20 protein-coding genes are annotated in these 24,301 nt (G+C 33.3%); 8 read left to right on the top strand and 12 right to left on the bottom strand.

Annotated features, from left to right (window positions below):
* Positions 1-3: 3 nt before the first annotated feature.
* From queE to queC, 3 genes are read right to left on the bottom strand one after another with little or no spacing between them, the layout of a single operon-like run.
* Positions 4-723, bottom strand: coding sequence for a 7-carboxy-7-deazaguanine synthase QueE (gene queE, locus B7R65_RS07135; protein WP_088042082.1), 720 nt, complete (start codon positions 721-723; stop codon positions 4-6).
* On the bottom strand, positions 716-1,192 hold the full coding sequence (queD, locus tag B7R65_RS07130) for a 6-carboxytetrahydropterin synthase QueD (protein ID WP_088042081.1): 477 nt from the start codon (positions 1,190-1,192) through the stop codon (positions 716-718). Before queD ends, queE begins: the two co-directional genes overlap by 8 nt.
* Positions 1,185-1,850: a 7-cyano-7-deazaguanine synthase QueC gene (gene queC / locus B7R65_RS07125; protein ID WP_088042080.1), complete on the bottom strand. Its 666-nt coding sequence runs from the start codon at positions 1,848-1,850 to the stop codon at positions 1,185-1,187. The genes queD and queC overlap by 8 nt, the downstream gene beginning before the upstream one ends.
* 945 nt (positions 1,851-2,795) lie before the next feature.
* On the opposite strand from queC, the gene B7R65_RS07120 reads away from it, so the two are divergent.
* Positions 2,796-3,977, top strand: a complete 1,182-nt coding sequence (locus B7R65_RS07120; protein WP_088042079.1) for a ParM/StbA family protein — start codon at positions 2,796-2,798, stop codon at positions 3,975-3,977.
* Between the two features lie 9 nt (positions 3,978-3,986).
* Positions 3,987-4,580 (top strand): hypothetical protein, encoded by a 594-nt coding sequence (locus B7R65_RS07115; RefSeq protein ID WP_088042078.1) that lies wholly within the window; start codon positions 3,987-3,989, stop codon positions 4,578-4,580.
* 65 nt (positions 4,581-4,645) lie between these two features.
* Here the strand turns inward: B7R65_RS07115 and B7R65_RS07110 are convergent, their stop codons facing one another.
* Positions 4,646-5,041, bottom strand: coding sequence for a CBS domain-containing protein (locus B7R65_RS07110; protein ID WP_088042148.1), 396 nt, complete (start codon positions 5,039-5,041; stop codon positions 4,646-4,648).
* Between the two features lie 308 nt (positions 5,042-5,349).
* Between B7R65_RS07110 and B7R65_RS07105 the strand changes: the two genes are divergently transcribed.
* The gene (locus B7R65_RS07105) at positions 5,350-6,837 is read left to right on the top strand and encodes a sensor domain-containing diguanylate cyclase (RefSeq protein ID WP_088042077.1); all 1,488 of its coding nucleotides are present in this window, start codon (positions 5,350-5,352) and stop codon (positions 6,835-6,837) included.
* 212 nt (positions 6,838-7,049) lie between these two features.
* Here B7R65_RS07105 and B7R65_RS07100 read toward each other — a convergent pair whose 3' ends face one another.
* The gene (locus B7R65_RS07100; RefSeq protein WP_088042076.1) at positions 7,050-7,955 is read right to left on the bottom strand and encodes an EamA family transporter; all 906 of its coding nucleotides are present in this window, start codon (positions 7,953-7,955) and stop codon (positions 7,050-7,052) included.
* A gap of 109 nt (positions 7,956-8,064) precedes the next feature.
* Positions 8,065-8,883, bottom strand: a complete 819-nt coding sequence (locus B7R65_RS07095) for a purine-nucleoside phosphorylase (protein WP_088042075.1) — start codon at positions 8,881-8,883, stop codon at positions 8,065-8,067.
* Positions 8,884-9,442: 559 nt separating this feature from the next.
* Here B7R65_RS07095 and B7R65_RS07085 point away from each other — a divergent pair.
* Positions 9,443-10,660: an ROK family protein gene (locus B7R65_RS07085; RefSeq protein ID WP_088042073.1), complete on the top strand. Its 1,218-nt coding sequence runs from the start codon at positions 9,443-9,445 to the stop codon at positions 10,658-10,660.
* A gap of 65 nt (positions 10,661-10,725) precedes the next feature.
* Here the strand turns inward: B7R65_RS07085 and B7R65_RS07080 are convergent, their stop codons facing one another.
* Both B7R65_RS07080 and B7R65_RS07075 read right to left on the bottom strand, forming a co-directional pair.
* Positions 10,726-11,313: a DUF3238 domain-containing protein gene (locus B7R65_RS07080; protein WP_088042072.1), complete on the bottom strand. Its 588-nt coding sequence runs from the start codon at positions 11,311-11,313 to the stop codon at positions 10,726-10,728.
* A gap of 255 nt (positions 11,314-11,568) precedes the next feature.
* On the bottom strand, positions 11,569-12,474 hold the full coding sequence (locus tag B7R65_RS07075) for a DUF899 family protein (protein ID WP_088042071.1): 906 nt from the start codon (positions 12,472-12,474) through the stop codon (positions 11,569-11,571).
* Between the two features lie 244 nt (positions 12,475-12,718).
* Here B7R65_RS07075 and treP point away from each other — a divergent pair, with 244 nt between their 5' ends.
* The 4 genes from treP (at position 12,719) to B7R65_RS07055 (ending at position 18,047) form a co-directional block, all read left to right on the top strand.
* Positions 12,719-14,137: a PTS system trehalose-specific EIIBC component gene (treP, locus tag B7R65_RS07070; protein ID WP_088042070.1), complete on the top strand. Its 1,419-nt coding sequence runs from the start codon at positions 12,719-12,721 to the stop codon at positions 14,135-14,137.
* 67 nt (positions 14,138-14,204) lie between these two features.
* A complete protein-coding gene (treC, locus tag B7R65_RS07065) occupies positions 14,205-15,881 on the top strand; it encodes an alpha,alpha-phosphotrehalase (RefSeq protein ID WP_088042069.1) in 1,677 nt (558 codons plus the stop codon).
* A 24-nt stretch (positions 15,882-15,905) separates the two neighbouring features.
* Entirely contained in the window at positions 15,906-16,628 is a 723-nt protein-coding gene (treR, locus tag B7R65_RS07060; RefSeq protein ID WP_088042068.1) for a trehalose operon repressor, read from the top strand.
* Positions 16,629-16,850: 222 nt separating this feature from the next.
* Complete coding sequence (locus tag B7R65_RS07055; protein ID WP_088042067.1) at positions 16,851-18,047, top strand: class I SAM-dependent rRNA methyltransferase; 1,197 nt, start codon at positions 16,851-16,853, stop codon at positions 18,045-18,047.
* Between the two features lie 107 nt (positions 18,048-18,154).
* Here B7R65_RS07055 and pepT read toward each other — a convergent pair whose 3' ends face one another.
* The 4 genes from pepT to B7R65_RS07035 form a co-directional block, all read right to left on the bottom strand.
* Complete coding sequence (gene pepT / locus B7R65_RS07050) at positions 18,155-19,390, bottom strand: peptidase T (protein WP_088042066.1); 1,236 nt, start codon at positions 19,388-19,390, stop codon at positions 18,155-18,157.
* 360 nt (positions 19,391-19,750) lie between these two features.
* Entirely contained in the window at positions 19,751-20,386 is a 636-nt protein-coding gene (locus B7R65_RS07045; RefSeq protein ID WP_088042065.1) for a lysoplasmalogenase, read from the bottom strand.
* A 145-nt stretch (positions 20,387-20,531) separates the two neighbouring features.
* Positions 20,532-22,106, bottom strand: coding sequence for an Ig-like domain-containing protein (locus B7R65_RS21895; RefSeq protein ID WP_179194801.1), 1,575 nt, complete (start codon positions 22,104-22,106; stop codon positions 20,532-20,534).
* 659 nt (positions 22,107-22,765) lie between these two features.
* Positions 22,766-23,950, bottom strand: a complete 1,185-nt coding sequence (locus tag B7R65_RS07035; protein WP_088042064.1) for a NupC/NupG family nucleoside CNT transporter — start codon at positions 23,948-23,950, stop codon at positions 22,766-22,768.
* Positions 23,951-24,301 lie beyond the last annotated feature (351 nt).

Raw genomic sequence — 24,301 nt, 5'->3', positions numbered from 1 at the left:
TTGTTAAACTCCTCTCTTATTTCCCCATACAAATGCATGTAATTGAGGTAAAACTTTTACATTTTTAAAGACTTCTGACTTCATCGTTTCATCTATAAGCCATTCATAACGTTTTAACATGTATTGTAATAATGATTCATCATCTGCATTTAACCAACTATTTCCTACTTGAAGGAAAAATGGAATGTGTTGAAATTTTTGATGAACAGTTTCTGCATAAGCAAAATCCTTTTCGTCAAAAATGACAACTTTTAAACAAGTTTTTGGATGATGTGCTAGATTTTTAATTATGTTTCCTAATATATCAAAATCAGTTTCCATTCCACTGCTAGGTGGTTTAGGTGATAAAGTAATTTCATCAATTGAAGGTAACCAAGTTTGCCATTTACTACCTTGTGTTTCAAGAGCTAAAGTCATTTCTTTTTCCTTTAAGAAATCAACAACAGGTCCTAATGAAGGTAGAAGGGCAGGGTTACCTCCTGAAATCGTAATATGAGAGAAGGTATCTCCACCTAACTCTACTAAACTATTCCAGACTTCATCGGCAGTCATCCATTTAATATTTTCTTTTTCACTACCGTCCCATGTGAAAGATGAATCGCACCAGCTACATGAATAATCACATCCAGCCGTACGAATAAACATTGTTTTTTGTCCAATCGCCATGCCTTCACCTTGTACAGTTGGTCCAAATATTTCTAGTACAGGAATTTTATTATTCATGAATCATCCACTCCCTACGAGCTTCTGCGTAGCTTGTAGGCGTTTCAAATAAACGAACAAACTCTACTCTAATATCTTGTGAAGGATTTGTAGCCTCTTTAAGTGCATTTTCCATTTGTTCATAGATCCATACAACCATGTTTTCAGCAGTTGTATTCATAGGAGGGAGCATCTCATTTAAATAACGATGATCTAAATAGATTTCTATTTTTTCTTTCCAAATCTCTTTGATATCACCAAAATCGATCACTAACCCGATCTCATCAACAAATCCACTAATCCCAAATAGTACTTTATATGTGTGTCCATGTAAATTCTTACATTTTCCTTCGTAACAATGTAGATGATGTGCAGCATCAAATGCAAATTCTTTATTTACAAGCACACGTTTATGATGATACTTTAATTCTTCTTTTTTAATATGCTCATCAATTTTATGAAGTCTCTCCACTATGCGAAAATCAAACATGTTTTGAGGCTCCTTTCATGTCTAGATAACGATCTAATCCAGCTTTTCGAAGTTCACATGCTGGGCATTCACCACAGCCATCTGAAATGATGCCATTGTAGCAAGTAAGAGTTTTATTTTTAACAAACTCAAATGCGTTTAAATCATCAGCTAATTTCCATGTTTCAGCTTTATCAATCCACATAAGTGGTGTATGGATAACAAAAGGGTAGTCCATTGATAAATTAAGCGTTACATTTAATGATTTAACGAAAATATCTCGGCAATCTGGATAGCCACTAAAGTCTGTTTCACAAACTCCAGTAATGATGTGTTTTGCACCTTTTTGCTTAGCAAGAACGGCAGCAAAAGATAAGAATAATAAATTACGTCCATCAACGAATGTAGACGGTAATTCACCTTCTTCATGTGTTATATCAATATCAGTTCTTGTTAAAGCATTTGGAGCAAGCTGATTTAACAAGGACATATCAAGTATATGATGTGGAATATCTAATTCCTTACAAATATCTGCAGCTACATCTAGCTCTAATTTATGACGTTGATTGTAGTTAAAAGTAACGGCCTCAACTTCTCCAAATTGTTGCATTGCCCAAAATAAACAAGTAGTACTATCTTGGCCACCGCTAAATACTACGATTGCTTTTTCATTTTTCATATTTCTTCTCTCCTTTACGTGTTTAAAAAGAAGAGGGCATCCCGAATAACAAAAATAAAAACAATACGACAAATATTGTTTTTCGCCTTATTTTTTTGTAGAGGGGAGTTTGCGACCTCTACCATAAGTAAATACTTATGGATTTTTTATTTAGTTTTACACTTATTAAATTGTACTAGAAAAGTACAATCATAATTCCCATTATAATCGTTTCATGAAAAAAGAACAAAAACTTTTGTAAGAAAGTAAAAATTTACAAATCAAAGTGAATAATTAATAGGAAAAAAGCTAACAATTTTTTAATTCTTACGTAATTTTTAGGGATTTGAATATACTAATACTTTTTGATGATTTTTAGCGTACATTGTTCCAAAACACATCTTTTTTTAAAAGATATTTGGTTTTAAAAGATTTTACAATAAGCTAAGGGGGATGATTGGAATGGAAGGTGCGAGACTCCTGTGGGAGTAGCGGGAAGGCTTGAGACCCCACAGGCTCGCCGAGGAGGCTCAGCTCACGCCCCACGGAAAGCGCGCATCCTGGAGTTGAAATCGACATAGTACATAATTAGTAGATCAAGGTTTGCGAAAATAGCCAAAATAAAAGACTGTTGACTTTTTGGACAGCTTGGACCACAGGTAGAAGATAATCTTCCTGTGATTTTTTATTACATAAAAAAGAGTTGTATACATTTTTGTATACACGTGTACAATTTGTAAACATTTGTATACAAAAAACGTATACAAGTAAACAAGTCGGTATACAAGTATGTAAACAAGTATATATGTTTACGTTTTTGTATATTAGATGACAATTAAGCGGTGTAGTTTACATTATCATTATAGTTTCGTAGGGATGATTGACCGACCACGAATAGTTAGATAACCTATTATCAGAATTGTCGATTAGTTGGTAAATCTATTAAAAATGAAAGGGATGATTTATGTGAGTAATGCTCGTATTGCAGCAATTGATGTAGGAAATGATTCACTCAAAGGTTTTTTTGGGAAATTGGAAGCAGAAATTAATATTCCTAATATTATTGCTAGGGATACAGAGGATCGACCAATCATTGGAATAGAGGAGTTAGACAATCAAGATCCTGTAGATGGTATACATATTCGTGTTCACTCGCCTACTCTTAAGGATAATAATTCAGTTTATCGTGTCGGACACTTAGCAACAAAAAGTACGAATGCAACAGAACTAGATCCAGGAAGTAACAAATCAGAAGAGGACCAAACACTGATCATGTTATTTGCGGCTTTGGCACTAGATGCGGCACGAGATGAAAATAAAAAGATTATGAAAAACGCTAATAATGTGATTGAGGCTACGTATATATTAGGGACAGGCCTACCTCTAAGAGAGGTAAAGGAAGGAAAAGATGTCGGTTATCGATCTAAGTTATTAAGCTCAGTCCATCAAGTGGAGTTTTTGGTTACTCCAAAGCATCAAGGATTGAAGGTTAATATCAAATTTGAAGAAGTGAAAGTCTATCCTGAAGGATTCGCAGCTTTTATAAATCTTGTGATGGATAATCATTTAAATATCATTAATAAGTCTCTTATTGATAAGAGAATACTTATTCAAGATATAGGTGGACTTTCAACTGATATAGCTGTTATTAAAAATAGAAAGGTTGATGACGATAAGGCACAAGGCTTTAATTTAGGTGTTGCTGAATCGCTAGAAGCAATTCGAGAAGAAATTCGATCAAGACATGGAATCGAGCTAGATAGCCGTAGAGATGTTGTTGAAATGATTACAAAGAAAAGCGATCGAAATCATATTATGGTAAAAGGTAACCGGACAAGCGTTCATGATATTGTAGATCGCATTCTTCTAGAGTTAGCGAAAAAGCAGTATCGTCATTTAAGAAATATGTGGCAGAAAAACTCCCAAACAGAAATATGTTATTTCATTGGTGGTGGGTCCCTTATTCTTAAAGATTATCTTAAAACGTTAAATAATAATTTAGATGGATATAACATTGATTTCTTTGAAGACGAAAAAGAAAGTATTTGGATGATGGCGAATGCTTATTATAAACTGATTGCAGATTTTTCTAGAAGAAATCAAAAAGAGAAACAAAACGAAGAACAAAAAATGGCGAAGACAAAATAAGGTGATTCTATGAAGGATAAAGAATTGACGAGAGGACAGCCTATCACATTTCGAATCCCTTCCGATACGTCTGATCAAATCATAAGGCAGTTACAAAAGCTAAAGGAAAGCGAGCGACGTAATTTTTCTAGTAAAATTGCCGAGTACGTGATGAATGGAGTAAGTGATTCATTTTCAAGGCAAAGGCAAACTATTACGATTCCGCTTCCGAAAAGTTTAAGTAAAGCGCAAAGAGATTGGTTAAAACATGAGCACTCTGAGGCCTTATTAGGTAGTATTGTCTATCAATTACTATCAAATCCAATCCGTACGGTGTCCCTCCTTACATCTTTAAATAGTAGTGCTTTGGAGATAGAAGACGCTCTCTATCTTCAAGATGAAGTGAAAAATCTAGAAGTTGAATGGGAAAGTAGAGATACACACTTACAAACAAATATAGAGAAGAAAGAGGATCTTGTACAAGTAAGCCCATACGTTGATGATCTAGATAATTTTAATTGGGAAACAGCAGATAAAAGTCAACTGGCTGCAACCGAGGAAACTATTGAAGATGATGATATGGACAGTCTACTTGGAGACTTTCTTGCTCAAATGAATAAATAAATCTTTTGAAACCAAATAGAAAGGGACCGTATAGTGTTTAATACGGTCCCTATTTACTTGCTTACTTACTGGATATCGTTTTGAGAGATTTGTGACAATGCTTCACCAGCACTCTCATCAGACTGTTCAGTTATAGCTAAATCACCAAGAGAAAGCATCCCAACCAGATTCCCATTTTCAATTACCGGCAATCTTCTAATTTGATGCTGTGCCATTAAATTTGCTGCTTCTTGAAGGCTCGAATTCGCATCAATCGTCACAATATTGTTAGTCATGACTTGAGAGGCACTCCCACTCCCATTTTGACCAATTCCGCGGATTGCTAAATCTCGATCTGTAATCATTCCGACTATCTGCCCATTTTCAACTACTGGTATTGCACCTACGTTTAATGATTCCATTTTACTTGCGACTGATTGTAACGAATCTTGATTTGAACAACATTCAACATTACTTGACATAACATCTCTAACTTTCAAGAGAACACCTCCGTTAAAATTTAACAAAGATATTATTTGGATTAACAAGATTATTATTCAAAAAACATTTGAAAATATAATTAGATTACTAGTAAACTTAATTTGATTTTGTAGGACTTTTGGCTTAATTTTTTAAAAAATTTTGTTTTATTATGGATGTATTAAGCTTTTTATGTAAAAGTAAATATTGTTTTATCTGAATTTTAGTTATTTTTAACTAATTTTTTATTAAGAAAATATCATGAATTTTTAGTTAAATAGAGTTGAAGAAAACTTTAGGAGAGGTCTGCATGGAAGAACTGCAAGAGGCTAGAGATAAAGTAGAAAGTTTAGTAACTTTAAAGACAAATTCTCATCAGCGCAGATTTGTTTATATTGTTGCTGCCATTATAACGATTATTTCGTTAATTAGTGTACCATTTGCGAATTTGCAACTACCAGAAATATTAGCTTATCAACCTGCAATATTTACTACATTAATTACTTTTGAACTTATGACGGCTATGATATTATACAACCAATTCCGAATCAGTGGTTCCCCTGCAATACTCGTTCTTTCAGCTGGTTATCTATATTCAGCTGGTATGAGTCTAATGTATTTGCTTACTTTTCCAGGCGTTTTCACTGAGCATGGCCTTTTCCATGCAGGGCTACAAACTGCACCTTGGTTATATCTGTTCTGGCACCTAGGTTATCCTATTTTTATTCTTGTGTATTTAATGGTTGAATCAAAATATAAGAACTTACTATTAAATGAAAAAAGTGCAAGAATAGCTACGATTTTTACGATTAGCACGGTACTTTTACTAATAATTGGCCTATCGTTTGTCACAGTATTTTTTCACGATTATTTACCAATTGTCTTAAATGAGGGTAAATTAACTTCATTATTTATTTATGGTTTAGGTACGCCCATTCTACTGACTTGTCTCCTTACTTTGATTTATTTTTATTGGAAGAAACGTGCAAGAACGATAACCTCGGCTTGGTTATGTGTTGCATTGTTAGCGTCCTTCTTAGATGTTGCAATTGTCCTTTGTGGGGGTCAAAGATACAGTCTCGGGTGGTACGTTGCAAAATGGAATACTTTAGTTTCAGCAAATATTGTCTTGGTAGGTATGATCTACGAATTTTCAAAAATGTATATAAGAATGACTGAACTGTATCGAATTGTAATTGAAAGTGAATATAACTATAAAAAATTATTTAATGAAAGTAAGAAAGCTGAAGGTAAAATTGCTGAACAGAACGAAGTGATAAAAATAATGGCATATTATGATGAATTAACTGGACTTCCAAATAGAAGATATTTATTGGATAAATTAACAGAGACAATTAACCAGGCGGATGAAGAAACTAGGTTCTCTGTGCTATTTTTAGACTTAGATGGTTTTAAGCAAGTGAATGACCAATATGGTCATGAGATTGGAGATTGTCTTTTAGAAAAAGTAGCTAATTGCCTGGAAAATACTGTTGACCAGCAAGGGTTCAGCGCTAGATGGGCTGGAGATGAGCTAATTATCTTACTAGATGATCAAATCAAGCAAGAACGAGTAGATGAAATCGCTTTTGATATTATCCGATCGATTCAACAAATAAATAGTATAGATGGGAAAGATATAGTTGTTACAGTAAGTATCGGTATATCAGTTTATCCAAATGATGGACAAGATGTGAAAACATTATTAAAACATGCTGACTTAGCAATGTATCAGGCAAAACAATTTGGAAAAAACAGTTATCGATATTACTCGCCCTTATCAGATAATAAATTATGAAATAATATAGAATTCCATTAGTAAAAAACACTTCAATTATAAAGTTGTGAGAAGAAAAAGAAATCACAACTCACATTTGAAGTGTTTTTATTTTTTGCTCTTTTAAACTTAGTTGTTAGTAAACATGGAGAATGGTAGATTTCCATTCGAGGATGCTCGCTTTTTAGTAGGTCGGACGATGAGCCTCCTGGGCCAACACGATGTAGGAGCAGTTATGAGACTTGCAGCATTCTTTTCCTTAAAATTTCAGGCAGAGCAATTCCAATTAATATAAGAAAAATACCAATATACTGTGCTGAACCGATTGCTTCTTTTAAGACTAAAGCTGACATTAATATAGCGGTTGGAAGTTCAGTTGCCCCTAAAATGGAAGCTAAGCCTGAGCCAGTTAAAGGAACGCCTTTTGAAAACATTAGGGTTGAGAAGAAGGGTCCTAAAAACCCAAGAATTAATCCGTACTTTAACGTGATTTCGATAAATAATTTTCCATTGAGAAAAAAATTAGGTGGAAGGATGATTGCACAAATAATAAAACCACCAGTAATCATAAGTGCTGTTTTTGTAAAAGGATTTGTTTGCAACGCGACTCTGCCACTAAGGAGAATAAAAATGCTATATGAGATCGCAGAAAATAACCCGAATAATAATCCTAACAAATTAATCGTAAGTCCAGATGTTATGACATTTGTAGCGAAAAGAGTCCCAATGATTAATGGGATAAGCGATAATAATTTATTTTTTTCTGGAAGCTTACGGTTTATTAATGATTCGAATAAAACACCTATCCATGTGAATTGAAAAAGAAGCACGATCGCTAATGACGCAGGGATATATTGTAATGAAAGATAGTAAAACATACCAGTTAATCCAGTAGTAGATCCTAAAATGGTTAAAAGTAAAATTTCTTTTTTAGTAGGCTTTGAAAATTGCTGATTAATTGGTTTTGATTTTTTTCGTTTATTAAAAAGTACGATAGTCCATAATAAAAGTGCTCCAATAAACATCTGAATTCCAACAACATCATTTACCTTAAACCCATCATTATAAGCTAATTTTACAAAAGTGGACAAAACACCATAACATGCTGAACCTATAATGATATAGAGTATTCCCCTCAAAAAAACACCTCATTTACAAATAAAATAAGTAAAGAGAGTTAAACTCTCTTTACTTTAATGTCAAGATTTTGGCGTTAGACAAGAGAGCCTTAATCCAAAGTCTACTGTATTACATTTCTTCTAAAATGCCTTTTACAAGGTTAACGAACTTAGAACGAACCATGCTAGCAACTTCAATTACTTCGTCATGGTTTAGTGGCTGGTCTAAAATGCCACATGCCATATTCGTTAGACAAGAGATACCTAGAACCTTCATATTTCCGTGTACAGCTACAATAGCTTCTGGAACTGTCGACATACCAACAGAGTCAGCACCTAATGTACGAATCATACGGATTTCAGCAGGTGTTTCATAAGAAGGGCCGCTCCACCATGCATATACACCTTGTTGTAAAGAAATGTTTTGTTTCTCTGCAACATTTAATGCAAGACTACGTAAATCTTTATTGTATACTTCAGAAACATCAGGGAAACGAGTTCCTAATTCAGGATTATTTGGACCGATTAGTGGGTTTGTTCCAACTAAATTAATATGATCCGTGATTAACATTAAGTCTCCTGGGTTAAAACTTGTATTAACTGCACCACAAGCATTAGTTACGATTAATTTTTCGACTCCTAGAGCCTTCATAACACGAACAGGGAAAGTTACTTCGTCTAAAGTAAATCCTTCATAATAATGGAATCGGCCTTTCATCGCTACTACACTTTGACCTCTTAATTCACCGATTACTAATTCATTTGCATGTCCAACTGCTTCTGATTTAGCAAAATGAGGAACTTCACTATAAGGAATTGTAATTGAATTTTCAATTTCATCAGCAAGTGTACCTAAGCCAGATCCTAAAATTAATCCAACTGTTGGACGGTAGTTTGTTTTACTTAAAATAAAATCTCTAGTTTCTAAAATATGTTCTGTTTTATGCATTTATTTTTCCTCCTAATTGAGTTAATAAACTGTATTTTGATATTAATAACATAAGTAATTTTGATAAAGGAGTAATGATTACGATCATTCCTTCTTAATTAGTCTAATCGATTCAATTGTAAATGTAAATAAACTAAAAATCATTTTGGAAAAAAGTTTTGTGTTTTTTGATGTAAAACTGTAAAATAAACAAGGAAATAGCAATACTTAATTTACAAAAATGAAAAAAGAAAGATTCGTTATTCTAATTTAAATTGTTTAAGGTATTTTCTAAAAGATTGTTTTTTTTAAAAGGGTTTTTAAAGCAAACTGTAAATAAAGATGAACGGATATGTGAGACTCCTGTGGGAGTAGCTGGACAGACGAGACCTTAGCAGGCGTGCTAATACCACGACGTCCTGTCGTAACGCATGCATGACCCACATCGTGTGGGCCCAGGCTCATCGCGCGCCCCATTAAAAAGCGAGCATCCTGGAGTGGAAATCTACATTTCTCCATGTTTACTGGCAACAAAGTTTACGAAAACAGGGACAATTAATCTACATTTTGGAGGAAATGCATGCTAAAGGAATTTATTGGCCTACAATCACCAAAAGTTAAGAGCATAAAGCTTTTATATAGTTTAATACGTAAATTTGGTCCTATTAGAGTAAATAAATTAACTGAAATGACAGGTTATAAACATACGACTTGTGTTCGCTTATTAGATGAGTTAGTTCAAGCTGGACTTGTATATGATAGTGGCCTAGGGATATCTAGCGGCGGAAGAAAACCCGTAATGTATGTTATAAATCCTAGAGCATTTTATTTAGTAGGAGTAGAAATTACGAATCTATATACAACAGTATTGCTTTTAGACTTAGATTTAAATATTTTGGAAACGAAAAAGTTAAAAATGAATAATCAAAGTACGGGCATCTACACGCTAAATTTTGTTACGAACAGTGTTGATGAATTACTTAACAAAAATAAAATACAAAAAGAAAAACTTTTAGGAATCGGAATAGGTGTCCTTGATCCATTTGATCTTGAAAAAGCAGAGATTAAGGATTCGAAATCATTTTTCGCTGGAGGGTGGGAAGGGCTTAACATCGTTGAATACTTAAAAGGGTCGAATGGTTGTCCAGTTTTTATTAATAATGGTACAAATTTAGCTGCTTTAGCTGAGTTTAGACTTAATTATGAAAAGATAACGGATGACATTGTGTTTGTTTCAAGTGATATGGGTATTCGCTGTGGAGTTATTCAACAAGGTAGATTGGTCAGTAATAAAAATGAAATGGATGAGGCCATTGGACATATGATTATTGACGTTCATGGTCAACGGTGTTCATGTGGTTCATACGGTTGTCTACAAGCATATAGTAGTCTTCCAGCCATTCGCGCGGAAATTGTTAAACGGATTAAACGTGGAGAGACATCGTATTTACAAAATGAAGTAAGTGACGTTGAAGAGATTAACTTCCACCAAATTTTAGAAGCATTAGAAAAAGAAGACCATCTTTGTTTGGAAGTTATCAAAGATGCAGCTTATTATTTCGGAATTGGGTTAACGAACCTTATTTTTTTACTACGTCCTGATATAGTGATTTGCGGAGGTACATTAGTTCCAAAGCCATTATTCTTTGAAGTAGCATCCGAAGTGGCGCGAACTAGAATGCAAAATTATCCAAATAGCCTTGTCCAAGTAGTAAAATCGACGACTGCATATAATGTTGTTGCTCAAGGTGCTGGATGTATGGTGTTTGATTCATACACTGAAGAAACATTATCATAATGAAAACAGATCGTACCGGTTCTCCTATCATTAATTGAAAGGTAGAACCGGTTATTTAATTGGTTTTAAAATTCGCTCGCAAACTGATATTCCATAGGACCATCAAGAGCATCAGGTGTATCACCTGTTTTTCGAAAATCATGTTGGTAAATGAGTTGAAATTCACTAAAATCTACCTGCTTATAGATTTCATAACACGGGAATCCATCATGTCGTCCTTTAATTGAAACAGTTCCATCTGAAAAGCATTCAAGATCGTACGCATAATCAACCGTTGGAGCATTAGGTCTAAGTGGGTTACTTGCTGAGGCCAGCATTACGAATCGAACCGATTCAGGCAACCAATCAATATGTTGGCATGTAATACCGGAAGTACTTGCTTTATCAGATAAGTATTCAACTTTGCCATCAGGATATGTAATTTTGGCTTTTGTAATGCCGGTTTGACAATGTAAAAAGAGCTCTCTTTTTACAAAGTCTACGATTACCTCTTGTTCGATTCTAGATCGCATTGTGTTAACAGTATGAGGAGAAAATTCACGGGCATCTGCTCCGAATTCAAATTGAATACCCGAAGTTGGATCAATTCTAGGTGCCATCCAAAGCACTTCAGGAATAAATACGCTTGAACGGATTTTAATAATCTCTACCATAAACATCACTCACTTCATTGAAATGGATTCCATAATAACTTCTAACTTAAACGATATAAACAAGTAATAGCTTCTTTTTAGCTCTTAACAAAGAGGATAATTGGAGCTGAATGTATGAAACTTCTGTGAGAACTGAGGGACTAGTGTCCGCATGAGCGATTCTGCCCCACTGAAAGCTAGCATCCATTAGCAGAAATCGACAAAACTTCGTGTTTATTAGGAATAAAGTTTACGAAAACAGCGTAATTTTTAATCCTAATTTTTACTTGTTTCAAATAAGTGAAACTTCATTCCAAATGGATCTGCAATCATTACATTTTTATCATTATAAACCTTCGTTATTTTACAACCTTCATCTTTTAATTTGCCAATCACTTCATCAAAACGATCAACCGCAAATTCAAAAAAGACGTTCTTGTCTTTACTATTTGAAATATAAAAATATGTTCCATTTAAAGAGAACTTTGTCTCTTCATCAAATACCTTTTCAACTTTCATCCCAATTATGTTTTCGTAAAACTTTATAGCTTCTTCATAATTTTCTACTTCAATGGCAACATAGTTTGTTAATTGAAAAGGCGAATAGTCATTTAATTTTTTCGCTGGTTGAAAATTTGTTGAGCCTGAAGGTAATAGATCGAATAAGTGCCAAACAGAGCAAAAATCATCACCAGGTCCAAAAGATGCTTTTGTCACATGAAAAATTGTTCCGTCTTTGTCTTTGCGAAAAGTTGAAACGCCTGGTTGAGGCTTTCCGTCAGTTTCAAAACCGAAATCTTTTTTAAACGTCGTATTTTTTGTGGAAACAATCGGGAAAATCCATCCACGCTCAGCAGCAATATCTTCTTGAATGCAAGGTTCATCTGGTGTAGAAAGTACGAAGGCTGCTTTTTTAATAATATGATGATAAACGCCATTAAACTCGTCTGCCCACATCGTACAATACGAACAGCCTTTACCCATATTATGTACAACAATTAATTCGTTTTTTTCTCCAAAAAGTTCTAATAGGTTTGTAGATGCTCCGCTCGAAGTAAGAAATTGATAATTATCTACCTGTTGTTCCGGGATAGCTTTACGAAGTTTTGAGAGTTGTTTCTTTTTTTCAAGAATATCTCTTTCTAATTGCTCAATTTCAGCTTGTAAATCATGGGTTTGCATGTCACACCTCCAAGTCATTTATATATATAGTTCAATAATAAGAGCGGATATCCTTTTCTAACCTTAATAAGTTACTAGATAGAATCAAAGAATAAATTAATGCTTTGATTCCTGAATCCGAGAGGCCTGACAACGGTTACAAAAAAACGCTTGCAATCCTGTACGTACAAGAATATACTAATCTTGTACGTACAGGATAAGAAGCAATTATACATAGAGAGAGAAATTGAGGAGGGGAATTATTATGAGTCGTTTTAGTGATGATGCGAAGCAATTACTGCAATACATTGGTGGTAAAGAAAATATAGCAACTGTAACTCATTGCGCAACTCGCATGCGTTTTGTTTTGAAAGATGTAAATAAAGCCGATGAAAAGAAAATTCAAGAGATCAAACTAGTTAAAGGTACGTTTACTCAAGCAGGACAATTTCAAGTCATAATCGGTAATGAAGTTTCAATGTTTTATAATGATTTTGTGAAAATTGCTGGGGTAGAGGAATCTTCAAAAGAAGATGCAAAAATTGCTGCAAGACAGAATATGACATGGTTACAACGGGTACTTGCGCATTTAGCAGAAATTTTTTCACCATTAATTCCCGCAATTGTTGTAGGGGGTCTAATTTTAGGGTTTCGAAATGTTATTGGTGATATTAAGTTATTAGAAGATGGAACAAAAACGATTGTAGAAACTTCACAATTTTGGGCTGGCGTGCATTCATTCTTATGGTTAATAGGCGAAGCAATCTTTCACTTCTTACCTGTTGGTATTACTTGGTCGATTACAAAGAAAATGGGTACAACTCAAATTTTAGGTATCGTCCTAGGTATCACACTTGTTTCTCCACAATTATTAAATGCTTATGCAGTAGCAGGTGGGGCTGAGGCACCAGTTTGGGACTTTGGTTTCGCGAAGATTGACATGATCGGTTATCAAGCTCAAGTTATTCCAGCTATTTTAGCAGGTTTCACATTAGCATTTTTAGAGAGAGGGATTAGAAAGGTTGTTCCAAGTGCAATATCAATGATTGTTGTTCCGTTCTTAGCACTTGTACCAACAGTTTTAATAGCGCATGTGGTTTTAGGACCACTTGGTTGGAAAGTTGGTTCTGCAATATCTCATGTTGTTTACTCTGGATTAACTTCTTCTTTCGGATGGTTATTTGCTTTAGTATTTGGATTCTTCTATGCACCTTTAGTAATAACAGGCTTACACCATATGACGAACGCGATTGATTTACAATTAATGAGTGAGCTTGGTGGAACGAATTTATGGCCAATGATTGCTTTATCTAATATTGCACAAGGTTCAGCAGTTCTAGCAATTCTTTACTTAAACAGAAAAAATGAAGAAGAAAAGCAAATTTCTATACCAGCGGTTATTTCTTGTTACTTAGGTGTAACAGAACCAGCAATGTTTGGTATTAACTTAAAATATGCTTATCCATTCTTAGCAGCAATGATTGGTTCGGGTATAGCTGGAATTGTTTCAGTTGGATCTGGCGTCATGGCAAACTCGATTGGTGTAGGTGGACTACCTGGCATTCTCTCAATTCAACCAAAACACATGGGAATGTTTTCAGTCGCAATGTTAATTGCAATTTTAGTTCCATTTATTTTAACAATCATTTTTAATAAGAAAAAACTGCTAGTAAAAAATTCATAATTATTTAAGAGGAAGGAAAAATTTATTTTCCTTCCTTTCAAGTATTACAATCAAGGAGATAAACAAAATGAAGGATTTTAAGAACAGTGTTGTATACCAAATTTATCCGAAGTCTTTTTATGATTCAAATGGAGATGGCTTTGGAGACTTAAGAGGAGTTACTGAAAAACTTGATTATTTAAAAGAATTAGGTGTCGATTACATTTGGCTTACTCCTTTTTATGTATCTCCTCAAAATGATAATGGTTATGACGTAGCAGATTATCGAAGTATCGACCCTGCATATGGATCAATGGGAGATTTTGAAGAGCTAGTACGGGGTGCAAGTATACGTGGTATAGATATTATGTTGGATATGGTCTTTAATCACACATCATCAGAACACGAATGGTTTAAAAAAGCTCTTGCAGGAGATGAAACATATAAAAATTACTATTTTTTTAAAGAAGGCAAAAATGGAAAAGAGCCAACAAACTGGATTTCTAAATTTGGTGGATCTGCTTGGGAGAAAGTAGAAGGGTCAAACGAATATTATTTGCATCTTTTCGATAAGACTCAGCCAGATTTAAATTGGGAAAATGTTGAAGTCCAAAATGAAGTGTTCGATATCGTTAATTTTTGGATTGATAAAGGGGTAAAAGGATTTCGATTAGACGTTATTAATTTAATTTCGAAGCCAGAGGAACTAATTGATGATGAAGATGGGGATGGCAGGAAATATTATACGGATGGTCCTCGAATTCATGATTATTTAAAGAAATTAAATAGAGAGACCTTTGGGAAAAATCAAGAAATTATAACAGTTGGAGAAATGTCATCTACCTCCATAGACCATTGTATTCAATACTCTAATCCAAAAGAAAAGGAATTAACGATGGTATTTAATTTTCACCATTTAAAAATTGATTATAAAGACGGTGAAAAATGGTCTATTATGGATTTTGATTTTATGGAGTTGAAAAATATTCTTAATTCTTGGCAGATTGGAATGCAGGATGGTAATGGATGGAATGCATTGTTCTGGTGCAATCATGATCAACCACGTATCGTTTCTCGTATAGGAAATGATCAAATATATCATAAGGAATCTGCTAAAATGCTAGCAACTACAATGCATTTACTAAGAGGTACACCTTATATTTATCAAGGTGAAGAAATAGGAATGCCAAATCCTAAGTTTGATCAGATTGAACAATATAGAGATGTAGAAAGTTTAAATTATTATAAGATTTTAAAAGAAAATGGAGTGGCTGAAGAAGATATTTTATCCATTTTAAAAAGTAAATCTAGAGATAATTCTCGTACACCAATTCAATGGGATGATACAGAAAATGCGGGGTTCACAACTGGAGAGCCTTGGATTTCGACTAGTGAAAATTATGAGCAAATTAATGTAGAACAAGCACTAAAAGATAGGGATTCAATATTTTATCATTATCAAAAGTTAATTGGGCTAAGAAAACGATATGAGATTATAGTGAATGGTAAATATGAAGCATTATGTATGGCCCATCCACAAATATTTGCATATACTCGCAGTTTGGAGAATCAGAAGTTAATTGTCATCAATAATTTTTATGATCAAAACACGGTATTTACATTACCTGAGAATATAGACCTTAGTGGGTTTGAAGAACGTATTTTGATTTCAAATTATAATGAATCAAGCCCTACTTTATCTGAAATAACTTTGCGACCATATGAATCTATTTGTTACATTCTTGAGAAAAAAGGGAGAATATAATAAAATTTTTCTTAGGTGATGAATATGAATGCAAAGTATATATCGATCTATCATAGGTTAATTGAACAGATAGAAAAAGGTGTATTTGCTGTCGGAAGTAAAATTCCATCGGAAAAAAGTTTGATGGAACAATTTGATGTTTCAAGGGATACGATAAGAAAATCCTTGCAGATGCTTGAGCAAAATGGCTATATCAATAAAGTTAAAGGAAAGGGTTCATTTATTTTAGATACAGCTAAATTTAATTTTCCAGTTACAGGATTAATTAGTTTCAAAGAACTTTCGACACAAATTGGAAGAAATGCTGAAACAATCGTAGAAAAGCTTGATAAAGTAAAGCCCGGAAAATTTATTAAAGAACAATTACAAATTGATGATGAAACAGCAGTATGGAAAGTAGTTCGAGCAAGAAAAATTGATGGTAAGAGAATTATTTTAGATAAGGAATTTTATAATGGTATATATATTGACCTTCTTACAAAGGAAATTTGTGAAGGATCGATTTTTGATTATATTGAAAATACCTTGATGCTGAATATAGGTTTTGCCAAAAAAGAGATAGTTGTTCAAACTTGTTCAGAAGATGACCGGAAATATTTGGACTTAGACGGTTATGATATGGTAGTAGTCGTAAATACATTTGTCTATTTAGACGATGGCTCACTATTACAATATGGTCAATCAAGACATCGTCCTGACAAATTTAAATTTGTGGATTTTGCAAGAAGAATTCAACAAAATAACTAATAAAAAAACCTTATTCAACCGGATAAGGTTTTTTTTGATTAAAGTAGCCTAATTCCAGATAAAAATTGCTATTAAGTACAGTGTATACTATGCTTAATCGTACAAATAAAGATGAAAAATAGAGAAAACTACTTACCATAACACGCTATTAGTGAACCTCATACTAATCTGAATTGTTTATGGAAATAATGAGAAAAAAATAGAAAATGACTGGATGGAAATATGAAAAAAGAATTGAATCTAAAAGTGAAACAAAAGTTTGTAAGAGATTATAAGAATGGGTATCCACTTATTTCAAAAGAATCAATCATAAATAGTAAAGATTTAATGAACGAAGGAACGATCATTAAGCTTGTTGATGAACGTAATCTATTTATTGGTAGAGGATATTATGGTAAACAAAATAAAGGAATAGGTTGGCTGTTAAGCCTAAATGAGAATGAAGAAATTGGATCGAAAATTTTTGAAGACAAAATTAGGCTTGCTATCAATAATCGAAATCAGTATTATCAAAATTCCGATACAACAGCCTTTAGAGTTTTTAATGGTGAAGGTGATGGGATAGGTGGTTTAATTATTGATTATTTTGATGGATTTTATTTAATTAGCTGGTATAGTGAGGGAATTTATCAATTTAAAGAAATGATCATTGATGCGCTAACTAAAGTAGTAGACTTTAAAGGAATCTATCAAAAAAAGCGATTTGACGTAAAAGGGCAATATATCGAAGAAGATGACTTCGTAATGGGAGAAAGAGGCGAATTTCCACTCATCGTTAAGGAAAATGGAGTCAGCTTTGCAATTTATTTAAATGATGGGGCTATGGTAGGTGTATTTTTAGATCAACGAGAGGTACGAAAACTGATTCGAGATAAATATGCTTATGGCAAGTCAGTATTAAATACCTTTTCTTATACTGGAGCATTTTCTGTTTTTGCAGCCTTAGGTGGAGCAGAAAAAACAACAAGTGTTGATTTAGCAAATCGAAGCTTAAATAAAACAAAGGAGCAATTCACTATTAACGGAATTGATCCAAGTACCCAGAGTATTATAGTTGAAGATGTGTTCCATTATTTCAAATATGCAGTTAAAAAGAATCTTACTTTCGATATGGTTATTTTAGATCCACCAAGCTTTGCCAGATCGAAAAAACATACATTTAGTGCAGAAAAAGATTATAAGGATTTGTTAAAAGAAGCAATTACGATTACTGAAGATGATGGTGTAATCGTAGCATCAACAAATTGTAGCACCTTTGGCATGAATAAGTTTAAAGGGTTTATAGACACTGCGTTTCAAGAATTAGAAGGACAGTACAAACTGTTGGAAGAATTTTCACTTCCAAATGATTTCCGAGTAAATAAACAGTTTAAAGAAGGTAATTATTTAAAAGTAGTCTTTATTCGTAAAGTGAAGTGAGAATGTATCGATTAATTAGGTTTAAGACGTAAAAGAGAACACCACGCATTTGGAAAAATATGCGTGGTGTTTTTATATGTCAAAAGAGAGACATATTTATCTATTATTTAGTTTGCTTTTTGCTCATACAATTTTATTACTTCAATCATGACATTGGTTGCCTTAATCATGTTATCGACAGAAATGTATTCAAACTTACCATGGTAGTTTTCCCCACCTGTGAAAATATTAGGAGTAGGTAATCCCATATATGAAAGCTGTGAGCCATCAGTTCCACCACGAATCGGTTCAACGATAGGGGAGATATCTAGATTTTTCATTGCTTCATAAGCGATATCAACAACTTCCATGACAGGTTCAATTTTCTCTCTCATATTAAAGTATTGATCTTTGATTTCCAAGGTAATACTATTTTCTCCATGTTTTTCTATTAATTGATTTACGATATTAGTTAGTGTTTCTTTTCTGTTATTAAATTTCTCTTTATCAAAATCACGAATAATATAGTGCATTTTAGTCTGCTCTACATCACCATCGATAGAGATTAGATGATAAAAACCATCATAACCATCTGTATATTCTGGGGCTTCTTCTGTAGGTAATAAATTGTTTATTTCCATTGCAATCTTTGTGGAGTTAATCATTTTATCTTTAGCTGTTCCAGGGTGCACGCTTTTACCTTTTACAGTAATTGTTGCACCAGCGGCGTTAAAGCTTTCATATTGAAGCTCACCAAGTGGCCCGCCATCCATCGTGTATGCGTATTTTGCATCAAATGCATTTACGTCAAATTTATGTGGACCTCTACCGATTTCTTCATCAGGTGTAAAAGCTACTCTAATTTTGCCATGTTTAATTTCTGGGTGTTGAATTAGATACTCCATTGCAGTCATAATTTCAGCGATTCCAGCTTTATTATCTGCACCTAGTAAAGTAGTACCATCTGTTATCATCAATGTATGACCTTTATAATTTCTTAATTCTGGTGAATGACTAGGAGATAAAATAATATTTAATTCCTCACTTAGTACAATGTCATTACCATCATAATTTTCAACTAACTGAGGATTAACATTTTTACCAGTAAAATCTGTTGCAGTATCCAAGTGGGCTAAAAATCCGATTGTCGGAATATCTTTTTCCGAATTAGCTGGTAAAGTAGCCATTACATATCCATTTTCATCCATTGTAATGTCAACTAATCCAATCTTGTTTAATTCTTCAACTAGCATGCGGCCTAAAGTTAGTTGTCCTGGAGTAGAAGGGCATGTTTCACTACTAGCGTTGGATTGTGTATCGACTTTTGCATAACTCATTAAACGACTAATTAATTCATTTTTCATTACAATATCTCCTTTTCCTCAAATAAAATAATGCGCTTACATTTTATTATTAGGTTCTGTTAAAAAAGATTGTTGATTTCCACTTCAGGATGCTCGCTTTCCGTGGCGCGTGCTGCTTTAGCCTCCTCGACGCCATGCGCCTACGGGGTCTCAACTGTCCCGCAACTCCCACAGGAGTCGAGCACCTTACGCTCCAATCGAATTCTTATATTTATCGATTTTCTTTACGTCAACCTAACATAAAAACAGTCTCTTAAAGGAAGGTTTTATTTAAATATCAACAATATACATTAACAGAGCCTATTTCTAAAATCATATTACATCTATATTGTAGTTTGTTCGATATTTGAAAGTAAAATGTTATGCAAATGATTTTGATTTAAATAAGCTTTTCGCAATTAAAAATTGTGCACTGTAGTATGTAATCATAATTAATTCATTACTATACTGAATCGCTTCTACAAAAAGATCCCAAGATAGAATGGAGTCAGAGATAATGAATAAAATGCTTCCAGATATAGCCCATTTATTTCCAGTCATAATCGCTGTAAAAACCATAGCTGAGATGGCAACTGTATATGCTATAACAGGTATTGTTAAATTTTCTTGTCCGTTATCACTTAAAGCATGAACTAAATTTGTGCACATAAAAAATGCATATAGTCCAATTGGAATGAGTGAAACCATTCGTATGTGTGAGTAGTTCCAGTTTACAATAAAGCCTGCTGTATAAAATAAGTGTCCAATCAAAAAAGAGCTTAATCCAACTACAAACCAGATTAATGTTCCATCTCCAATCATACAAAAAGTCAAACCGGTTATAATCAAGATTCGATACTTAGTAGACAGATAAGGCTTTTGCGAATAAGCAAAGTAGATGATTAATAGCATTGGTATTAATTTAAATAAAATCTTTAAACTGATTGGTTCTGAAGGTATTAAAAAAATATAAATAATGCCAAAAAATAATATAGATAATGGTAAGTACTTTTTCAAAATTGGCAAACCCCTCTCATTTTCAGACTATTTCCTTTTTATTTAATATTATCAATGATTCATGAAAAGAATGCTATCAGTATTATTTACTTTCCTCTTAAACTATTAATCTATAAAAAAAAGCAAACCATAATGGTTTGCCCCTTTAAGAGATTGAAATTCCATATGAATGAGCAATTTTACCGTTTGAATTTGAGGACTTTGCAATAATAACGGTTGTTCCTACTTTTATCTGCTCGAAAAGCCATTCTATCTCACTGTTATGCATACGGATACACCCATGACTTACCGATTTACCGATAGAACTTTCATTATTATTTCCATGAATACCGTACGAACTACCAGGAGAAGAGCCAGCGCTTATTCCCATCCAACGTTTACCAAGTGGATTGTTTGGGCTACCACCTGGGATATTTTCCTTATACCAAGGTCGATTTTTTATTTTATTTAATATCTTAAACTTCCCTATTGGTGTCTGTGTAGAAGATTTTCCTGTTGCAACTCTAAATGTTTTAACAAGTTTTCCTTTATTATAATAAGTGAGTTTATTTGTCTGAGTGTTAACGATGATTAATTGTCCGTTTGAAAGAGGTTGATTACTTCTTACTTCACTATAAGAAGCTTTACTTTGATTTCCAGCCGAATCAATTGAATATACTTTCACACCAGTATATGCCTTTAATTTAGTAACTTTAAATGAATAACTACCACTAGTTGAAGCAGTTGTTTTCGAAGTATATCGATTATTGATGTATAACTTAACTACTGAATTTGGCTCAGTTTTCCCATTAACAGTTGTTGAATTTTCCTTTATCGGTAGAACAGTTGGTATAGAAGGTGCTGTTCGATCTAACACATGAACAGAAACAGGTTTACTTTGATTATTACTCTTATCAAATGCTATGACATCAAGAAGTGAATTAGCTTTTTGCTTTTTAATTTTGATATTAAATTTCCCTGAAGGAGGGACAATACTATTGCCGATAAGTTTTTTATTAAAGTAAACTTTTACAATCGCAGACGGCTCAGATTTCCCAATTAGGTTCTGTGTTTGGTCCGAAACAGAAGTAATAGAAACAATAGTAGGGGCAATCGCGTCAGAAACTGTTAAACTATTAATTTTGCTTTTTAGACCCTCTGTAACGCCAATGACACTGATTTTCGTAAATGCTTTAATTGGTTTAATTCCATACATATAAGAACCTTTTTGATCTGTTTGTAAAGTTTTAAGCAATTTATCATTAGAATAAATTTGTACAGTACTATTCGATAAGTAAGTTCCATTGATTGATGTAGATTTATTAGAAATTGGACTAATCGTTGGAGTTGGTAAATCTACAATCATGAATTTAACGTTAGAGTCTGCAACTGGTAGACTTTTACCATCTAATGTAATGGAGGTTAGTTGGTGAACCCCTGTAGTAAATGAATTAGTAATTTTTATTTTTCCAGAATAGTAATTGTTAGTTGTGCTCACGAGTGAAGCTTCATTTTTTTGTTGACCATTTGAAAAAGTTAAAACAACTTTTTCAAAACTTTTTTTAGTCGTTAATCCAATTTCAATGGATTGTCCAAATGTAGCCTCAGTTGTATTTATATTAAGATTGTCTATATAGTTTGATAATTCACCAGTAAAATCTGATGTTAAAGAAGTAGCATTTGCTGTTGGTAAAAGGAATAAAAACATCCCCAGAAGTGTGGATAAAATCTTATTGGTCATTGTCTCTCTCCTTATAATTGGAATTACTTACTAAATTTGCTTTTAATCTATTTAAATCCTTTATTTTTTTAGAATTATAAAACGTCAAATTTCTGCAAAAAAATGATTAACTAAAAATGAAAAGTATTTGTTTTATAAATAATCATTACCCTTTCAGGATAGAATCTTTTTTCCTCATATCACTCTCCTAGAATCTTGATATTTGTATCATATATTTAAAATGTTTCTAATTTTGTCATAGGATGTTTCCATGTTGTAAACTTTTAATTTAATTTTGAAAAGGGATGATAAAATTCAAAAAAAAAAGCACAAAGGGAATTTTCCCTTTATGCTCGTCGTAATAAAAATAGGATGCTTTCGTGAACTTTGTTGCTATAAAAAAAGTAATTCGTGGATTTCCCTCCAGGATGCTCGCTTTCCGTGGGGCGTGCGCTGAGCCTAGACCCACACGATGTGGGTTATGCATGCGTTACGACAGGACGTCGTGGTATTAGCATGCCTACCTATTGAGGCCTGCAGGGTCTCACCTGTCCCGCTACTCCACAGGAGTCTCGGATATCCGTTCATCATCTTCTTTATTAACAGTTTGTATTAAAAACCTTTTTAAAAACAACTCTCTTTTAGATAAGATCCTAAAAATAAGACATATCTACTTTTCGTTAAGTTAGTACAACACTTACAATGATTGCTGATAAAACACTAACTAATGTAGCGCCATATAATAACTTTAGTCCAAAGCGTGCAACGACATTACCTTGTTTTTCATTTAAGCCTTTCACTGCACCGGCAATAATACCAATTGAAGAGAAGTTAGCAAATGATACAAGGAAGACTGAAATAATACCGACTGTTTTTGAATTAAAACTTTGTGCAACTTTTGCTAATGAGTCCATTGCAACAAATTCATTCGTTACAAGTTTAGTGGCCATAATTCCTCCAGCTTTGACGATATCCGAAGATGGTACACCCATTAAAAATGCAATTGGAGCAAATACATAGCCAAGAATCTCTTGGAATGTGATTCCGAAAATAAGATCGAATAAATTATTTATTAATGAAATAAGTGCAACAAATCCAATTAACATAGCAGCAACGATTATTGCTACTTTAAATCCATCTAAAATATATTCGCCAAGCATTTCAAAAAACGTTTGTTTTTCTTCGTCTTGCACCTCTAAAATATCCTCTTCGTGTGAAACTCTATAAGGGTTAATAATTGATGAGATAATAAATCCGCCGAATAAATTCAATACAATTGCCGTAACAACAAATCGTGGCTCGATAATTGTCATATACGCCCCAACGATCGACATTGAAACCGTTGACATAGCTGAAGCGCACAAAGTATATAATCGATAAGGTGGTAATTGACCAAGTTGTTTTTTAACTGTGATAAAAACTTCAGATTGTCCAACAATCGCGGATGCAATTGCATTATAAGATTCTAATTTTCCCATTCCGTTAATTTTACTTAACAGTAGTCCGATCCCTTTCATAATAAAAGGTAAGATTCTTGTGTATTGAAGAATTCCAATCAGTACGGAGATAAATACAATTGGTAGAAGTACATTTAAAAAGAATACAAATGCCCCTTCGTTTGCTATTCCACCGAAAACAAAGTTAACTCCATCTGCTGCATAAAGCAATAATTTATCAAACACTTTTGCAATGCCTTGAATAATAATGATGCCGAACTTAGTTTTAAGAAGTAAGTATGCCAATATGATTTGTAGAACGATCATGATGATAATTGGCCGTATTTTGATGATTTTTCGATTTGTACTAGCCATATACGCAAATGCAAGAGTAATTACTAGCCCAAGTAATGCTATCAAATAGTTCATGACATTCCTCCTGAGATGTTTGAGAAGATAAACCAATAGAAGGTAAATATCTTCCAAAAATATACTATTAGATAATATGTACAAGTTAGAACAAAGTTATGAAATGAACGTATTTTTCTTAATTATTTTAGGTTAATTTCTTAACTTTTGAGCTATTTAAGAAAGTAATTAGTAGATTTTTAATACAGGATGCTCAATTTCTGTGGAGCGAGCGCAGAGCCTCATCCGTGCATTTACTCCTTGTGTAGGTCTCCCTTGTCCTGCTACTCACACAGGAAGTACAAATAGATTGTTGATATCTCATACATGGAATTCTATAAATAGAAATGATAAAGTTAGTACGAATAGAAT

The sequence above is a fragment of the Bacillus sp. EAC genome (assembly GCF_002156875.1).
Lineage (GTDB): Bacteria > Bacillota > Bacilli > Bacillales > Bacillaceae_G > Gottfriedia.
Note: the sequence above shows the minus strand (reverse complement) of the source record. Positions and strands in the feature narration are given on the sequence as shown.

What these genes read in the sequence shown, in the direction of transcription:
- B7R65_RS07055 (WP_088042067.1), top strand. Translation starts at nt 16,851, where the DNA reads ATGAAAAAAGAATTGAATCTAAAAGTGAAACAAAAGTTTGTAAGAGAT.
- treP (WP_088042070.1), top strand. Translation starts at nt 12,719, where the DNA reads ATGAGTCGTTTTAGTGATGATGCGAAGCAATTACTGCAATACATTGGT.
- B7R65_RS07035 (WP_088042064.1), bottom strand. Translation starts at nt 23,950, where the DNA reads ATGAACTATTTGATAGCATTACTTGGGCTAGTAATTACTCTTGCATTT.
- B7R65_RS07105 (WP_088042077.1), top strand. Translation starts at nt 5,350, where the DNA reads ATGGAAGAACTGCAAGAGGCTAGAGATAAAGTAGAAAGTTTAGTAACT.
- B7R65_RS07080 (WP_088042072.1), bottom strand. Translation starts at nt 11,313, where the DNA reads ATGGTAGAGATTATTAAAATCCGTTCAAGCGTATTTATTCCTGAAGTG.
- queC (WP_088042080.1), bottom strand. Translation starts at nt 1,850, where the DNA reads ATGAAAAATGAAAAAGCAATCGTAGTATTTAGCGGTGGCCAAGATAGT.
- B7R65_RS07075 (WP_088042071.1), bottom strand. Translation starts at nt 12,474, where the DNA reads ATGCAAACCCATGATTTACAAGCTGAAATTGAGCAATTAGAAAGAGAT.
- B7R65_RS21895 (WP_179194801.1), bottom strand. Translation starts at nt 22,106, where the DNA reads ATGACCAATAAGATTTTATCCACACTTCTGGGGATGTTTTTATTCCTT.
- B7R65_RS07110 (WP_088042148.1), bottom strand. Translation starts at nt 5,041, where the DNA reads ATGTCAAGTAATGTTGAATGTTGTTCAAATCAAGATTCGTTACAATCA.
- treC (WP_088042069.1), top strand. Translation starts at nt 14,205, where the DNA reads ATGAAGGATTTTAAGAACAGTGTTGTATACCAAATTTATCCGAAGTCT.
- queD (WP_088042081.1), bottom strand. Translation starts at nt 1,192, where the DNA reads ATGTTTGATTTTCGCATAGTGGAGAGACTTCATAAAATTGATGAGCAT.
- B7R65_RS07115 (WP_088042078.1), top strand. Translation starts at nt 3,987, where the DNA reads ATGAAGGATAAAGAATTGACGAGAGGACAGCCTATCACATTTCGAATC.
- queE (WP_088042082.1), bottom strand. Translation starts at nt 723, where the DNA reads ATGAATAATAAAATTCCTGTACTAGAAATATTTGGACCAACTGTACAA.
- pepT (WP_088042066.1), bottom strand. Translation starts at nt 19,390, where the DNA reads ATGAAAAATGAATTAATTAGTCGTTTAATGAGTTATGCAAAAGTCGAT.
- treR (WP_088042068.1), top strand. Translation starts at nt 15,906, where the DNA reads ATGAATGCAAAGTATATATCGATCTATCATAGGTTAATTGAACAGATA.
- B7R65_RS07095 (WP_088042075.1), bottom strand. Translation starts at nt 8,883, where the DNA reads ATGCATAAAACAGAACATATTTTAGAAACTAGAGATTTTATTTTAAGT.
- B7R65_RS07085 (WP_088042073.1), top strand. Translation starts at nt 9,443, where the DNA reads ATGCTAAAGGAATTTATTGGCCTACAATCACCAAAAGTTAAGAGCATA.